Source organism: Streptomyces mayonensis, from assembly GCF_018982965.1.
GTDB lineage: Bacteria > Actinomycetota > Actinomycetes > Streptomycetales > Streptomycetaceae > Streptomyces > Streptomyces mayonensis.
On record NZ_JACBYP010000088.1, the window covers coordinates 1 to 15164 of the forward strand.

Below are 15164 nucleotides of genomic sequence, written 5' to 3' on the forward strand. Positions count from 1 at the left end.
TCGTCGGCGTCGTCCTCATCGGCTGGTCCTTCTGGTCCTCCGTCCGCCGCAACAAACGCCTCGCCGAGGCCGGCCCGGAGGGCGACCAGGAGAAGGCGGAGGTTTCCTCAGGGGTGTGAAACCCCTGGTCCCCGGGTCGGGTGCGCCCCCGGTGCGCCCGTACCTCTGGTGTGAACCCGGCCCGGACGAGGAACGCTGTGAGCGGGGCGGCCGACGAGGACGACTCCTCGGGGCCGCCCCGTAGGCGGTCGAGCGAAGGTGGGGGCGGTAATGGGCTTCTTCGACGGACTGTGGGGCAGCCGGGAGTCCGAGTTCGACTCGGGCAGCGCGGCGACCAACTCCATACAGCTGACCAAACGGCACAGCCAGGTCTCCCTGACCAAGCAGGGCGCGGCCACGGGCCATCTGCGGGTCAACCTGAGCTGGCGCATGCGCACCTCGGACATGGGCGGCATGCAGCGCGAGAGTCTGCTGCGGCACCCCTTCAAGGCCCTCAAACCCCCCGAGGTCGTCGCGCACAGCCAGAGCATGGTCAACGTCGACCTCGACCTCGGCTGCCTCTACGAACTGACGGACGGCAGCCGCGGGGTGGTCCAGCCGCTCGGCGGCTTCCTGGGCGACAGCAACGACCCGCCCTACGTCAAGCTCAGCGGCGACGACCGGTTCGGTTCGGCCTCCGGCGAGACGATGTACGTCAACCTGGACCACCGGGACGCCATCAAGCGCCTCCTGGTCTTCGCCTACATCTACGACCAGACGCCCGCCTTCGACCGGACGCACGCCGTTGTCACGCTCTACCCGAGCAACGGCCCCCGCATCGAGATCGGCCTCGACGAGCGCCATCCGCAGGCCCGGTCCTGTGCCGTGGTGATGATCGAGAACGTCAAGGGCGAGATCCTCGTCCGCCGCGAGGTGAAGTTCGTGTACGGATTCCAGGGTGAACTGGACCGGCTCTACGGGTGGGGCCTCCAGTGGGGCCGCGGGCACAAGAGCAAGGCGGATCGCTGAGCGGATCGCTGAGCCGTCCCCGTCCCCGTCCCCGTCCCCGTGCCGTCCGGCGGAGTCCTACCGTCCGACGAACTGCGGTCCCTGCGGAGGGAGCCGGAAGTCCGGGTCGGGCGCCGCGGTGACCGGCTGTGGGTAGCCGTAGCCGGACTGCCCGCCGGTGACCTCGGGCGCGGCGGGCGCCTGCGGATACCCGTACGCCGCGGGGCCGGGAGCGGGCTGAGGGTAGCCGTAGGCCGGCTGGGTCGCCGGCGGCTGCTGCGGATAGCCGTACGTGGGCTGCGCGGGCACCCCCTGCGGCTGGGCCGGTGCGCCCGCCGGCTGCTCCGGCGGCAGCGGCAGCGAGGGCTCGGGCCGGGGCTGCACGGTCGTCGGGTGCTCCGGGCCGACCGCCGCCGGGACGGGAGCGGATGCGGGCGCCGGAGCGGGTGCGGAGGGTTCGCGCCGCGGAGCCGACACGGGGTCGTCCGCGCCCTCCGACTCGTCCACGGAGATGCCGAAGTCGGTCGCCAGGCCCTTGAGCCCGTTGGAATAGCCCTCGCCGAGCGCCCGGAACTTCCAGCCGTCTCCGCGCCGGTACAGCTCGCCGCAGATCAGCGCCGTCTCCTGGCCGGTCTCCGGCGTGACGTCGAAGTACGCGAGCGGTTCCCCGTCGCCGTCCGCCGCGTCGTGGATCAGGATGCGCAGGGACCGGACCTGTTCGAAGGCGACCCCGTCCGCCGAGGCCACCAGCAGGATCCGGCCCACCGACGCCTCGACGGCGCTGAGATCTGTCTGGATCGTGTCGGTCAGTCCCTCGGTGACCCGTTTCTTGCCGAGCCGCCAGACCTGGCCGGAGGGGTGCCGGGGCTGGTTGTAGAAGACGAAGTCCTCATCGGAACGCACGCGGTCGTCCGGTCCCAGCAGCAGGGCGGAGGCGTCGACGTCGGGGACCCCCTGCCCGGGTGTCCAGCGCAGCACGGCGCGTACCGTGGTGGCTTGCAGCGGGACGTTCGACCCCTTCAGCATCGCGTGCGTCATGCCGTCATCCTGCCCTCTCGGTCCTGGTCACGACAACGCGGGGGCGGGTACCGGGCGCGTGTCCGCCGCTTCGGGTCGCCGTCGCCGACATGGCCGGGTTACCTGGAATTCATGCCCGGTGGGAACCACCGACACGGATGCGTACGTACTATTACCGGCCACCTTCGACGGTTCGCAGGTCGCCCAGACATCACGGGGGAGTATAAATGCGTCACTTCGGACAGATAGCCCCTGATGTGCGGAAGCGTCTCTTCCATCAGGAGCCCTGCCCCTTCACTGCGGACTCCGCCCCCCGGCTGCTGTCCGCGGCCCTCGGCGCCACGCTCTACAGTCCCGCCACCCGGCCGAGGCTCGCCGACGACATCCTGAAGCAGCGCGAGCAGGGTGTCGTGTCGATGGTGCTGTGCCTGGAGGACTCGATCGACGACGCCGACGTGCCGGTCGGCGAGGCCAACCTCGTACACCAGCTCACGGAACTGGAGAAACGTTCCGACTTCGAGGCCCCCCTGCTCTTCGTCCGGGTCCGCACCCCCGAGCAGATACCCGACCTCGTGCACCGCCTCGGCCCCGCCGTGCGGCTGCTGTCCGGGTTCGTGCTGCCGAAGTTCACCGAGGAACGCGGCATGCCCTTCCTGGAGGCACTCGCCGCCGCCGAGGCCGGCAGCGGCCGCCGGCTGTTCGCCATGCCGGTGCTGGAGTCCCCCGACCTGCTGTACCGCGAGTCCCGGGTGCACACCCTCGAGGGGATCTTCCGCGCGGTCGACAAGTACCGCGACCGCGTGCTCGCCCTCCGCCTCGGCGTGACCGACTTCTGCTCCTCCTACGGGCTCCGCAGGGGCCCCGACATGACGGCGTACGACGTGCAGATCGTCGCCTCCGTGATCTCCGACGTGGTGAACATGCTCGCCCGCGCCGACGGCACCGGATTCACCGTGACCGGACCCGTCTGGGAGTACTTCCGCGTCCCGGAGCGGATGTTCAAGCCTCAGCTGCGGCAGAGCCCCTTCCTCGAGGGACAGGCCGCCGGGCTCCGCCAGAAGCTCATCGAGCACTCGATGGACGGCCTGCTGCGCGAGATCTCCCTGGACCGGGCCAACGGCCTGCTGGGCAAGACCTGCATCCACCCCTCCCACGTGCTGCCCGTGCACGCGCTGTCCGTGGTGAGCCACGAGGAGTTCAGCGACGCCAAGGACATCCTGCGGCCCGAACGGGGCGGCGGCGGTGTCCTGAGGTCGGCCTACACCAACAAGATGAACGAGGTGAAGCCGCACCGCGCCTGGGCCGAGCGGACACTGGTGCGCGCCGAGGCGTTCGGCGTGGCCAACGAGGACGTCGGCTTCGTGGAACTGCTCACCGCCGGCCTGTCCGACTGACCACGGACAACGACCAAGCACAACGACCACGCACAACGACCACGACAACGCGGACAATGACGTACGACAGGGCGCGGGCCGCGGCGGACGGAGCGGCGGGCCGGCGGCGGACAACGGGAGGCACGAGTACATGACCGGGAGCGCGCACGCCGAGGGCAACGCCGGGGAACGGGCGGAGCCCGAGGCCGGAGTGCGGTCGGACAGCAGCGTGCGGTCGGACAGGGGCGTGGGGCGGGACCACGGCGTGGGACCGGACGGCGGAGTGTCGTCGGACAGGGGCGTGGGACCGGACCGCGGCGTGTGGTCCGGCAGCTGGGTCGCCGAGCGGCTCGGCGTCGAACTCGCCGGCGACGAGACGCTGCCCGGCCTGCTCGGGCTGGCCCTGCGCCGCAACCCCAAGCGCGCGCACCTGCTCGTCTCCAACGTGCTCGGCAAGCACGTCCCGCAGTCGCCCGCCGTCGTCTACGGCCACGGCGTCGCCCTCGGCCGCCGCGTCCGCGGCCTGCTCGGCGACGGGGAGGCCGGGCGCGCGGTCGTCCTCGGCTACGCGGAGACCGCCACCGGACTCGGCCACTGCGTCGCCGACGGCCTGCGCCCCGCCGCCTACCTGCACTCCACCCGTCGCCCGGTCGCCGGGGTCGCCCGGGCGGGCGGCTTCGAGGAGTCCCACTCGCACGCGACCTCGCACCTGCTGCTGCCCGAGGACCCGCGGCTGCTGGCCGGCGACGGACCGCTGGTCCTCGTCGACGACGAGTTCTCCACCGGCAACACCGTGCTCAACACCGTCCGCGCGCTGCACGAGCGCTATCCCCGCAAGCGGTACGTCGTGGTCGCCCTGGTCGACACGCGCTCGCCCGCCGACGCGGGCCGCCTCGAGGAGTTCGCCCGGGAGATCGGCGCCCGCGTCGACCTGGTGACGGCCGCCTCCGGCACGGTGCGGCTGCCGCCGGGGGTGCTGGAGAAGGGCCAGGAACTGGTCGCCCGCCACGAGGCCCCGGCCCCTCAGCCGGCCGAGCCGACCCTTCCGTACGGGTCCGGCGAGCCGTCCGGCTCCGTGGCGCGGGTCGGGCTGCGCTGGCCCGACGGCGTGCCCGACGGCGGGCGGCACGGGTTCACCGCCGCCCACCGGGAGCGGCTGGAGGCCGCCCTCCCCGGCATGGCGTCCCGTATCGCCGACGCGCTGCCCGCCGACGCCCGGCGCGTGCTCGTCCTCGGCTTCGAGGAGCTGATGTACGCGCCCCTGCGCCTGGCCCTCGCGCTGGAGGAGACCACCGGCGCCGAGGTGCGCTACTCCACCACGACCCGCTCGCCCGTCCTCGCGGTCGACGACCCCGGCTACGCGATACGCACCCGCCTGGTCTTCCCCGCGCACGACGACCCGGCCGACGGCCCCGGCGAGCGCTACGCCTACAACGTCGCGGGCGCCGGATTCGACGCCGTCGTCGCCGTCGTCGACTCGGCCGCCGACACCCCCGCACTGCACGCGACCGGCGGCCTCCCGGACCGGCTCGCCGCCCACGTGCCGCACGTCCTGCTCGCGGTGGTCCCGTCGTACGTCCCGTCGTACGTCCTGCCGGTCCCGCCCGTCCCGCAGGCCCCGCACGCCCCACTCGCCCCGCAGAACCCCGAGAGGCCCTCCATGCTGCCCGAGCCGCTGCGCGGCCCCGCCTTCTCCTCGTACGCGCCCGACGAGGTCGGCTGGCTGCTCCAGGACCTCTCGGACGTCACGCTGGAGGCGCCGACCGAGGAGCGCGAGGAGGCCATCCAGCGCGGCGGCGCGCACTACGCGGAGTCGCTGCCCGTGGAGTACCAGCCCAGCGAGCAGTACCAGCAGCTGTTCCACGCGGCCCTCGACACCTCCGCCGCCCGGCTCGCGCGCGCCGTCGGCGCCGTCACCGAGGTGGTGCTCACCGAGCGCTCGCCGCGCCCCGTGCTGGTCTCCCTCGCGCGCGCCGGCACCCCCGTCGGCATCCTGATGCGCCGCTGGGCGCAGTTCCGGCACGGCCTCGACCTGCCGCACTACGCCGTGTCGATCGTCCGGGGCCGCGGCATCGACGCCAACGCCCTGCGCTGGCTGGCCGCCCACCACGACCCCGCCGACGTCGTCTTCGTCGACGGCTGGACCGGCAAGGGCGCCATCACCCGCGAACTCGCCGCCGCCCTGCGCGACTTCGAGGACACCGACGGCGTCACCGGCTTCGACCCGGAGATCGCCGTACTGGCCGACCCCGGCTCCTGCGTCCGCACCTACGGCACCCGCGACGACTTCCTCATCCCGTCCGCCTGCCTCAACTCCACCGTCTCCGGCCTGATCTCGCGCACCGTGCTCCGCGCCGACCTGGTCGGCCCGCACGACTTCCACGGCGCGAAGTTCTACCGCGAACTCGCCGGCGCCGACCTCTCACCGGCCTTCCTCGACGCCGTCTGTGCCCGCTTCCCCGACGTCACGGACGCCGTCGACGCCCAGGCCAAGGAACTCCTGTCCGCCGACCGCACCCCCACCTGGGAGGGCTGGGCCGCCGTCGAGCGCATCAGCGAGGAGTACGGCATCCACGACGTGAACCTCGTCAAGCCCGGCGTCGGCGAGACCACCCGCGTGATGCTGCGCCGCGTCCCCTGGAAGGTGCTCGCCCGGGCCGGCGCGGGCGCCGACCTGGACCACGTACGCCTGCTGGCCGAGCAGCGGGGCGTACCCGTGGAGGAGGTCGACGGCCTGCCGTACACCTGCGTCGGCCTGATCCACCCCCAGTACACGCGGGGCGCCACCGGCGCCGACGGCAAGGCGGTGGCCCGCTGATGCCGGTACTCGTCGCCAGCGACCTCGACCGCACGCTCATCTACTCGGCGGCGGCGCTCGGACTGACCATGCCCGACCTGCGGGCACCCCGCCTGCTCTGCGTGGAGGTCTACGAGAGCAGACCCCTGTCCTACCTGACCGAGACGGCCGCCCGGCTGCTGACCGAACTCGGCGACACGGCGCTCTTCGTGCCCACCACGACCCGCACCCGCAAGCAGTACCAGCGGATCAACCTCCCCGGCCCCGCGCCGAAGTACGCGATCTGCGCCAACGGCGGCCACCTGCTCGTGGACGGCGTCTCCGACCCCGCCTGGCACGCCCGGGTGACCGCCCGGCTGGCCGACGAGTGCGCCTCGCTCGCCGAGGTCCGCGACCATCTGACGGCCACCGCCGACCCGCTGTGGGTGCGCAAGCACCGGGTCGCCGAGGACCTCTTCGCCTACCTCGTCGTCGAGCGCGACCTGCTGCCCGCCGACTGGGTCAAGGAACTCGCCGTGTGGGCCGAGGACCGCGGCTGGACCGTGTCCCTCCAGGGCCGCAAGATCTACGCCGTGCCGGGGCCGCTCACCAAGAGCGCCGCGGTGCGCGAGATCGCCCGCCGCACCGGCGCCGAACTCACCCTCGCCGCCGGGGACTCCCTCCTCGACGCCGACCTGCTGCTCGCCGCCGACCGCGGCTGGCGTCCCGGCCACGGCGAACTGGCCGACTCCGGCTGGACGGCCCCGGCCGTCCACGCTCTGCCCGAGCGCGGTGTGCTGGCCGGGGAGCGGATCCTGCGGGAGTTCCTGCGGGCGGCGGGCGGGGCGGGTCAGGCGTCCTGACGCCGGCGTTGGCCTCGCCGGCCGGTGCCCGGCCGCAGCAGCCGCAGGACGACGAAGGCCAGCAGCGCCAGGGCGGCGACGGCGAGGATCACCTTCGAGTAGGTGGAGGCGATGCCGGATACCTCGGCCCAGTTGTCGCCCAGCGCGTAGCCCGCGAGCACGAACACCGTGTTCCAGATGGCGCTGCCCAGCGTGGTCAGGGCGAGGAAGGCGGGCAGCGGCATCCGCTCCACGCCCGCCGGAACCGAGATCAGGCTGCGGAAGATCGGGATCATCCGGCCGAAGAACACGGCCTTGGTCCCGTGCCTGAGGAACCACGCCTCCGTCTTCTCGATGTCGGACACCTTCACCAGCGGCAGCCTCGCGGCGATCGCCACCGTGCGGTCCCGGCCGAGCAGCGCGCCGATGCCGTACAGCGCCAGTGCACCGATCACCGAGCCCGCCGTGGTCCACAGCAGGACGGCGATCAGGTCCATCCGGCCGGAGCTCGCGGCGAACCCGGCGAGCGGCAGGATCACCTCGCTCGGCAGCGGCGGGAACAGGTTCTCCAGCGCGATGGCCAGGCCCGCGCCCGGTGCGCCGAGCGCGTCCATCAGGTCGTTGATCCACTGCGGTGCCGCACCGCTGTCCCCGGCCGGCTGCGCTGCGATGGCTGTCATGACGGCCACGCTAGGCACGCGCAGCTGAAGGGAGCCTGAGGAAGACAGAGGCGACAGAAGGCCCGGGGAAGACAGAGGCGACAGAGGCGACGGAAGGCCCGGGGAAGACCAAGTGACCGGCGGGACCGGTGGGAGCGGAGCGGCTCAGCCGCAGCAGCCCCCGCCGCAGCAGCCGCCTCCGCCTCCTCCGCCGCCGCCCGGCGACGGGGCCGGGGCGGAGGAGGAGGCCGAGCCGCCGACCGCGACCGTCGACAGCAGCTTCACCGTGTCGTCGTGGCCCGCCGGGCAGGCGGCGGGAGCGGAGGACTCGGCCATGGGACGGCTCAGTTCGAAGGTGTCGCCGCAGCTGCGGCAGCGGTACTCGTAGCGAGGCATGCGCACAGGCTAGCGGCCGCGGGCGGCGGGTGGTCAGCCTGTGGACAAGGGGATCGCGCGGGCAGGAGCGCGGCGGGGCGCGGTCAGTTGCCCGCGCCGCGTTCCTCGCGGATGCGGGAGACCACCTGATTCGCCGTCTGCCGGACCGCTTCCGTCTCCGTCAGGAAGTGCCAGTAGTCGGGGTGCCGGCCGTCCAGCGTGGCGATCGCGCGTTCCAGCCGGGCCACCGCCTCGTCGAGCGGGCGCGCGTGCCGGGGGTCGGGGGTGTGGCGTCCGGCCATGGCCAGGCGCTGGGCGTCACGGACCGCGAAACGCGTGCGCTCGATCTCCTGCTGCGGGTCCTTCTGCACGGCGTTCAGCTGCCGCAGCCGGTCGCCGGCCGCCGAGACGGCCTCGTCGGTCGAGTTCAGCAGCGCGCGCACCGTCGAGAGCAGTGCGGTGGCGTCGGGCCAGCGCTGCTCGTCGCGGGCGGTCCGGGCCTCGGCCAGTTTCCGCTCGGCCTGCCGGACGGAGTCGGCGGCCTGGTCCGGCACCTGCTGGAGGTCCTGCCAGCAGGCGGCGGTGAACCGGCGGCGCAGCTCGCTCAGTACCGGCTCGACCTGGCCGGTGCGGGTGGTCAGGGCCTGGGCCCGGGTGCGCAGCGAGGTCAGCCGGCGGTCGATCTCGGCGGCACGTTCGGGAAGGCGCTCGGCGTCGGCGCGGACCGCCTCGGCCTCGCGGATGATCCGTTCGGCCCGCTCCAGGGTCTGCGGGACGCCGTGCTGCCCGGCGCCCTCGTTCAGCCGGGTCAGCTCGGGGCCGAGGGCGGCGAGGCGGGTGGCGAGGTCGTCCGCCGTCAGCCCGGATCCGCGCGCCGAGTCCAGGGCGCCGGTGGCGGCGAGCAGGGCCTGCCGGGCGCGTTCGACGGAGGGTGCCAGGCGGGCCAGCTGCGTCTCGGCCTTGCCGAGCAGGGGCCCGAGGCCCTCGGCGAAGCGGTCGAGGTCCTGCTTGACCCGGCCCAGCTCCTTCTTGGCGGCGGTCAGTTCCGTACGGGCGCGGGAGGCGGCGGACGCCTCCAGGTCGTCGCGGTCCAGGTCGTGGGCGTCGACGGCGCTGATGTACTGGTGGCTGACCTCGTCGATGCGCCGGCCGAACGCCTCGAAGTCGGTGACCGCGCGCCGGGCCGCGGGGGAGGAGTCCACCGCCGCGATGGTCTCTATGGAGATCCGCAGGTCCCGCTGGGCGGTGTCCAGCTCGTAGAACGCGGCCGCGGCGTCGTCCTTCGCGGTCTGCGCCTCGGCCCGCTGGCTCTCCGCCCGGCCGCCGAACCAGCGCCGGGTGCCGCCCCCGGCGAAGGCCGCGGGCAGGGCGAGCACGGCGAGCAGCGGCAGGCCCACCAGGGTGAGCGTGTCACGGACCGCGCCGGGCGGGCGGCGGTGGCGGGGGTGCGGCGGGCGCAGAGCGCGCGGCACCATCGGCGAGTACGGCTGCGATGGTGTCGCCGTCACATCCCTCTCCCGTGTCGTCCGTCCTGCCCGGGTCCATTCTCCCACCCGTTGGGAACGAACACACGGGCCGGTCAGTTCGCGGTTCGGACCGTGACTTTCCCGTCGTCGGTCCGGGCGTTCACCACATGGGCGCTCGCGTCGTCCTTCGGCACGGACACGTCGACCTCGCCGTCCCTCGACTCGGCCGACACCTTGTACGTGGCCCGGGGCACGGTGACGGACACGGAACCGTCGGCGCTGCGGGCCTCCACCAGGTCGGGCACGGCGCCGAGCTTGAGACGCACCGAGCCGTCGTCGGTGTGCGCCTTCACCCGGCGCGCGGAGACCTCGGCGCGCACCGAACCGTCGCGGGTGCGCAGCTCAAGCGGCCCGGAGGAGTCGGTGACGTGCACGGAACCGTCTTCGGTACGGATGCTCAACGCGTCCTTGAACCCCTTCGCCCGTACGCTGCCGTCGTCGTCCTCCACCTTGACGGCGACGCCCCTGGGCACCTCGACGCGGTGCTTGACCGCGCAGTCGGCGATCACGCCGGAGCAGCGCATCCGCAGCACCAGCCGGTCGCCGTCCATCTTCCAGCTGACCTCGGGGTCCGAGCCGATCGCGACCGACCCGGAGAACCACCGGGTGACCTCGACCTTCCCGGCCGCGTGGTCGTCGGAGGCGACGATCTCCAGCGGGGAGTCGTCGGAGTCCACGGTGAGCGTGCTGCCCTTCAGGTCGAACGACCGGTGGTCGGGGTCCTTGTCGTCCGACGCGGAGGCACAGGCGCTGAGACCGGCGACGAGAACGACGACGGCACCGGCGGCGGCGAGCGCGCGGGCGGGAACGGTTCGGGCGGGCATGACGGTCTCCCCCTGGGACGGACGACGAGGCGCCGCGCAGGGCCTTCCGGAAAGCCGGACGGGCCCGCGCCGACGAGGCTCTACGACCGTACGGAGCACGGGGCCGCGGCGGGATCCGGACCACTACCGGATCGGGGGTGGGGTTAACCCCCGGCCGGGCCGACGGCACCCGCGCCGACGTGCTTGCCGGGCAGGGCCGGGGGCCATGTAGGCTGTCGACTCGTCCTGGGCGCGTAGCTCAGGGGTAGAGCGCCTGCCTTACAAGCAGGATGTCGGCGGTTCGAAACCGTCCGCGCCCACCAGGACCGGCGCCGTCGTCGGTGCACAGGCCCCCGGAATCACTCCGGGGGCCTTTTCGCGTGCGGTCGCCTGTCCGTGCGCTCGCCGGTTCGTTGCGCGGCGGGCGGGCGGCGGCGCGGTCCGGGAGAGGTCGCGGTTCAGATCCGGGTCCGTCAGGCGTCCTCGGACGGAACTCCCGGGCGCGGCGCCTCGTGGGCGTGTTTCAGTGCCGACCGGGCCCGCACCTGGTCGGAGCCGGTCGTCTCCGCCCAGTAGCGGTGAGTGCTGACGAACACGGCCAGCTCGCGCTCGCGCTGCCGGAGCTTCTCGACCTCGGCCTGCTCGTCCTCCGACCAGCCGGGGGAGGCGGGGCGCTCGACCTTGCGCCAGCCGTTGTCGTCGCTGAATCCGTCGAGGGGCTCCACGGACCAGGGAAGTCTCTTCAACAGGGCCGACAGCTCGGCCCGGACCTGATGCAGTTCCTCCTGACCGGCGAGGAGGTCACTGGGGAAGTCATAGGTCGTTGCCACCCCTCAATGATACTCCTGTTCGATTTTGAGGCGCGCGTTCCCGTCGGGGATTCACGCGAACGAATGGCCCCCGAACGCCGCCGGATCCCCCCGGAATGCCGCGTAGATCCGCATTGTCAGTCCCCTGCCCTACCGTGAAGGAGATGGAAGGCGTGGACGACCGGGGCCGGGACGGGGCCGGCCTGGCGGCGACCGTGCCGCCGACGAGGGGAGAGGGAGACGTCATGTGCCGCAGCATCAAGACCCTGCGCCCGCCCGCGCTGGCCGAGGAGGCCACCGAGGACGAGATCAGGGCCGCCGCCCTGCAGTACGTGCGCAAGGTGTCCGGGTTCCGCGCACCCGCCGCGCACAACGCGGAAGTGTTCGAAGAGGCCGTGGAGGCCGTCACCCGGGCCACGGCCGAGCTGCTGGCCGGCCTGGAGATACGGGGAGGCACCGCCCGCGCGGGCCGTGCGGCGTCCTGACGCACCGGCCGCCGCGGGTGCGGGCGGTGCGGGCTGTGCGGGCGGTCTGCGGTGAGGTGCGGATGACGTGCGGCTGCCCGCGGTAGTGCCTGCTGCGAATGCCGCGCGTGCTATGAGTGCTGCGTGTGCTGCTCGTGTCGCGCGTTCTACGAGGCCTCCGACGCCCGGGGCTGACGGCGTACCAGGTACGCGGCGCCCGCCCCGGCGCCGAACAGCGCCAGCAGCGACACCCCCGCCGCCAGCCAGGTGGCGCCGAGCCACTGGCCGCCGAAGTAGCCCAGGGCGACGCTGTAGGCCGCCCAGGCCAGTCCGGCCAGGGCCGACCAGGGGAGGAAGTCACGGACCCGGCGGTGCGCCGCGCCCGCGACCAGGGAGACGATCGAGCGGCCCGCCGGGGCGAATCGGGCGAGGACGACCAGGGCGCCACCGCCCCGGGCGAGGGCGCCGCCGAGACGTTCCTGCGCCGTGGTGAGCCGCCTGGACCGGGCGATCGCCCGGTCCAGGCGTGGCCCGCCGCGCCAGGCGAGCCGGTAGACGGCCAGGTCACCGAGGACGGAGGCGGTCGTCGCGCACAGGGTCAGGATCAGGATGTCCGGCACGTTCTCTGGGACGCGACCGGCGGCCGCGGCACCCGATCCGGCGGCCGCGGCCGTGGCGGCGGTGATCACCAGGACGCCGCTCGGCAGCACCGGCAGGAAGATGTCGAGGAGCACCGAGACGGCCACCAGCGCATAGATCCATGGGCTGCTGACCAGTGCGCCGATACTTTCCAGACTCTCCACCACCACGACTCCCCGTTGCTTCCCCCGTGGGCCGGACCATGCCGCGAGAACGCGGGGACGGCAGCGCGGCCGATGACAGCCATACAGCGTACGCCCGGGCTGTCACGGAGATCTCACAGGGGGCTTATGTGTTCCTCATGCGGAGGCGACGGCTGAGACGGGTGAGAAGGGCGAGACGGGTGGCAGGTCCGGCAGCCGGTGCCGTCCGCCCGGGGCGGCACCGGCTGCCGATGGCCGGGTCAGACCACGACCGGCGTCTGCTGCTCCGCGGTGGAGGACTCGCTCTCGGAGGTGCGCCGGGCGAGGAACCGGTCCACACCGAAGGCGCCGGAGCCGGTGAAGGCGAGGAGCAGGAAGGCCCAGCAGAACATGGCGGCGGGCTCGCCGCCGTTCTCCATCGGCCACAGGGCCTCCGGCTGGTGCATCTTGAAGTACGCGAAGGCCATGGAGCCCGAGCAGATGATCGCCACCGGGCGGGTGCCGAGGCCCAGCAGCACGAGGCCGCCGCCGACCAACTGGATCACGGCCGCGTACCAGCCCGGCCAGGTGCCGGTGTCGATCGTGCCGCCGGTGCCCGACGCGCCGCCGAGGACGCCGAAGAGGGATGCGGCGCCGTGGCAGACGAAGAGCAGGCTGACGACTATGCGGAACAAGCCGAGGGCATAGGGCTGGGCGCTGTCGAGGCGTCCGGACATGTGGGGGTGCTCCTTCGGTCGACCGGCCGAACGGGGCCGGTGGGGACGGAACCGAGTGGGCTGCCCAATTTAGGTGTGCCTAACGAGTGCTTGCAAGTTCAACATTTGGTCAGGATCTGACGTGTGGTCACCCGCGCTGTACTGGGGGCATTGCAGGTGGGAGCGCTCCCACGCCTTCGTCGCAAGCTACTGCAGTGACTCATTTCATACCCGTCCCGGGCCACCGCGTAAGCCTGTTTCCAGCCGGGGACGGCCCCCGGGCACTACACGCCTGCCCCCGTACTCGCAGCACTCGAGTACTCCCAGCCCTCGAAGTACTGGAAGTACTGGAAGGAGTGGAAGGAGTGGAAGTGCTCGAAGTGCTGGAAGCACTCGCAGTACTCGTACGACGCCCCTAAGCCAGCTCCCGGTCCGTGGCGACCCGCAGCACGGTGGTGCCGTCGCGCTCGGTCCGGGCCTGCTCCAGGCGCAGCCGCGCCGACCGTCCCCGCAGCGTCAGCGTCATGATCTGGTTGCCGAACCACGGGCCTCCGCTCCTGCGCCAGCCGACCGCCGGCGGTGCGCAGCGTCCGTGCCGGGCGATGCGCCGGCCCAGGGCGCGAGCCGGTGCGCTCCAGCCGAAGCGGAACCCCAGGCGTATGGACAGCGGCACGGAGTTGTGCACGGGGGAGCAGGTCAGCTGCGCGACCCTGGCGTCGGGCGCGCGGCCCGCCCAGGACGGCTCGGCCACGTAGGCGTGGTGCACGTCGCCCGAGAGGACGCTCACTGTCGCAGGCGCCCCCGGGCCGGTGCCCGCCTCCGCGATCAGGTCGGACAGGGCGTCGAAGGACGACGGGAAGGCGGACCAGTGCTCCAGGTCGGCCGCGCGCCGGATCCGTTCCCCGAGCCGCGCCCAGCGCGCGCCCCGCACGCCGCCGCACATCGCGGCGTTCCACGCCTCGACGTCGTGCACCAGGTGGGGCAGCAGCCAGGGCAGGGAGGTGCCGATCAGCAGGTGGTCGTACGACTCCCGGTCGTCGAGGATCTGTTCGCGCAGCCAGGCGGCCTCGCCCGGGTCGAGCATGGCGCGGCGGTCCTCCTCCAGGACGCGGGCCGCGCGGGAGTCCACCATCAGCAGCCTGGTCCGGCCGAAGTCGCGCCGGTAGCTCCAGCGGACGGAGTCCCGGTCGGCGTCGGCCCGGGCGGCGAAGGCGCGCAGGGCGTCGGTGCCGTCGGGGGATTCGCACACCGACTTGTAGAGCGGGTCGGCGGCCAGCTCGTCCGGGGAGAGGTTGCCGAGCTGCTGGTACACCCAGTAGGACATCAGCCCGCTCAGCAGCCGCTCCTGCCACCAGTCGGTGGCCCGCATGTCGGCGAGCCAGGCGGCGGAGGTGTTCCAGTCGTCGATGACGTCGTGGTCGTCGAAGATCATGCAGCTGGGCACCGTGGACAGGAGCCAGCGCACCTCGGGGTCGAGCCAGGACTCGTAGTAGAGGCGGGTGTACTCCTCGTAGTCCGCGACCTGGTCGCCGGGCGGCTCGCTCAGGTCGCGGCGGCCGGCCAGCCACTGGCGCGTGGCGTCGGAGGTCTCGTCCGCGTACACCTGGTCGCCGAGCAGGAGCAGTACGTCGGGCCGGGCGCCGCGGGGGTCGGCCGCGACGCGTCCGGCGAGGGTGTCCAGCGCGTCCGGGCCCACCTTGTCCTTACCGCCGGAGGGCGGTGCGGCCCAGCGGCAGGAACCGAAGGCGACGCGCAGGCCGTCCTGGTCGGTGGGCGTGGCGATCACGGAGGGCGGGAAGCGCGAGTCCGGCGGCGGCCATACGCAGGCGTCGTCGAGGAACACCTCGTACTCCGTCGCCGTCCCGGACGTCAGACCGCTCACCGGTACGAGGGCGTAGTGGTGCCCGGCGACCTGGAAGGTGCGGGTCGTGCCGCGGGCGCCGTCGGCGCAGCGCACCTCGGCGGTGCAGGGCCGGTCGGTCTCGACCCAGACGGTCGCGCACGAGCCGTCGGTGTACCTCAGCAGCGGCCCCAGGCGCAGTCCGGCCATGGTGAT

The 15164-nt window shown here is 73.0% G+C and carries 14 protein-coding genes, 1 tRNA gene and 1 pseudogene; 7 read left to right on the plus strand and 9 right to left on the minus strand.

Features of this window, described 5'->3' with window-relative positions; translation table 11 throughout:
• Together HZS56_RS39225 and HZS56_RS27000 are read left to right on the plus strand one after the other, a co-directional pair.
• A pseudogene (locus HZS56_RS39225) lies at window positions 1-119 on the plus strand (DUF475 domain-containing protein); the annotation flags it as partial.
• 151 nt (window positions 120-270) lie between these two features.
• Window positions 271-1008: a TerD family protein gene (locus tag HZS56_RS27000; RefSeq protein ID WP_216723390.1), complete on the plus strand. Its 738-nt coding sequence runs from the start codon at window positions 271-273 to the stop codon at window positions 1006-1008.
• Between the two features lie 57 nt (window positions 1009-1065).
• Here the strand turns inward: HZS56_RS27000 and HZS56_RS27005 are convergent, their stop codons facing one another.
• On the minus strand, window positions 1066-2025 hold the full coding sequence (locus HZS56_RS27005; RefSeq protein WP_216723391.1) for a TerD family protein: 960 nt from the start codon (window positions 2023-2025) through the stop codon (window positions 1066-1068).
• A 206-nt stretch (window positions 2026-2231) separates the two neighbouring features.
• On the opposite strand from HZS56_RS27005, the gene HZS56_RS27010 reads away from it, so the two are divergent.
• The 3 genes from HZS56_RS27010 to HZS56_RS27020 all read left to right on the plus strand — a co-directional run bounded on the left by HZS56_RS27010 (window position 2232) and on the right by HZS56_RS27020 (window position 7016).
• Complete coding sequence (locus HZS56_RS27010; RefSeq protein ID WP_216723392.1) at window positions 2232-3398, plus strand: HpcH/HpaI aldolase/citrate lyase family protein; 1167 nt, start codon at window positions 2232-2234, stop codon at window positions 3396-3398.
• A 130-nt stretch (window positions 3399-3528) separates the two neighbouring features.
• The gene (locus tag HZS56_RS27015; RefSeq protein ID WP_253914930.1) at window positions 3529-6195 is read left to right on the plus strand and encodes a phosphoribosyltransferase; all 2667 of its coding nucleotides are present in this window, start codon (window positions 3529-3531) and stop codon (window positions 6193-6195) included.
• Window positions 6195-7016: an HAD family hydrolase gene (locus tag HZS56_RS27020; RefSeq protein ID WP_216723393.1), complete on the plus strand. Its 822-nt coding sequence runs from the start codon at window positions 6195-6197 to the stop codon at window positions 7014-7016. The genes HZS56_RS27015 and HZS56_RS27020 overlap by 1 nt, the downstream gene beginning before the upstream one ends.
• Here HZS56_RS27020 and HZS56_RS27025 read toward each other — a convergent pair.
• The 4 genes from HZS56_RS27025 to HZS56_RS27040 all read right to left on the minus strand — a co-directional run bounded on the left by HZS56_RS27025 (window position 7004) and on the right by HZS56_RS27040 (window position 10379).
• On the minus strand, window positions 7004-7675 hold the full coding sequence (locus HZS56_RS27025; RefSeq protein WP_216723394.1) for a DedA family protein: 672 nt from the start codon (window positions 7673-7675) through the stop codon (window positions 7004-7006). The genes HZS56_RS27020 and HZS56_RS27025 overlap by 13 nt on opposite strands.
• A 144-nt stretch (window positions 7676-7819) precedes the next feature.
• Window positions 7820-8050, minus strand: a complete 231-nt coding sequence (locus tag HZS56_RS27030; RefSeq protein WP_216723395.1) for an FmdB family zinc ribbon protein — start codon at window positions 8048-8050, stop codon at window positions 7820-7822.
• Window positions 8051-8133: 83 nt separating this feature from the next.
• Window positions 8134-9537, minus strand: a complete 1404-nt coding sequence (locus HZS56_RS27035) for a coiled-coil domain-containing protein (RefSeq protein WP_216723396.1) — start codon at window positions 9535-9537, stop codon at window positions 8134-8136.
• Between the two features lie 71 nt (window positions 9538-9608).
• On the minus strand, window positions 9609-10379 hold the full coding sequence (locus HZS56_RS27040) for a DUF4097 family beta strand repeat-containing protein (RefSeq protein ID WP_216723397.1): 771 nt from the start codon (window positions 10377-10379) through the stop codon (window positions 9609-9611).
• Between the two features lie 227 nt (window positions 10380-10606).
• Here HZS56_RS27040 and HZS56_RS27045 point away from each other — a divergent pair.
• Window positions 10607-10681, plus strand: a tRNA-Val gene (locus tag HZS56_RS27045).
• Between the two features lie 150 nt (window positions 10682-10831).
• Here HZS56_RS27045 and HZS56_RS27050 read toward each other — a convergent pair.
• Window positions 10832-11188 (minus strand): DUF8825 domain-containing protein, encoded by a 357-nt coding sequence (locus tag HZS56_RS27050; RefSeq protein ID WP_216723398.1) that lies wholly within the window; start codon window positions 11186-11188, stop codon window positions 10832-10834.
• Between the two features lie 224 nt (window positions 11189-11412).
• On the opposite strand from HZS56_RS27050, the gene HZS56_RS27055 reads away from it, so the two are divergent.
• Window positions 11413-11652, plus strand: a complete 240-nt coding sequence (locus tag HZS56_RS27055; protein ID WP_216723417.1) for a DUF2277 domain-containing protein — start codon at window positions 11413-11415, stop codon at window positions 11650-11652.
• Between the two features lie 146 nt (window positions 11653-11798).
• Here the strand turns inward: HZS56_RS27055 and HZS56_RS27060 are convergent, their stop codons facing one another.
• The 3 genes from HZS56_RS27060 to HZS56_RS27070 all read right to left on the minus strand — a co-directional run bounded on the left by HZS56_RS27060 (window position 11799) and on the right by HZS56_RS27070 (window position 15158).
• Window positions 11799-12437: a DedA family protein gene (locus HZS56_RS27060; RefSeq protein WP_216723418.1), complete on the minus strand. Its 639-nt coding sequence runs from the start codon at window positions 12435-12437 to the stop codon at window positions 11799-11801.
• A gap of 236 nt (window positions 12438-12673) precedes the next feature.
• Window positions 12674-13129, minus strand: coding sequence for a DoxX family protein (locus HZS56_RS27065; protein ID WP_216723399.1), 456 nt, complete (start codon window positions 13127-13129; stop codon window positions 12674-12676).
• Window positions 13130-13523: 394 nt separating this feature from the next.
• Window positions 13524-15158, minus strand: coding sequence for an alkaline phosphatase D family protein (locus HZS56_RS27070; protein ID WP_216723419.1), 1635 nt, complete (start codon window positions 15156-15158; stop codon window positions 13524-13526).
• Window positions 15159-15164: the final 6 nt, after the last annotated feature.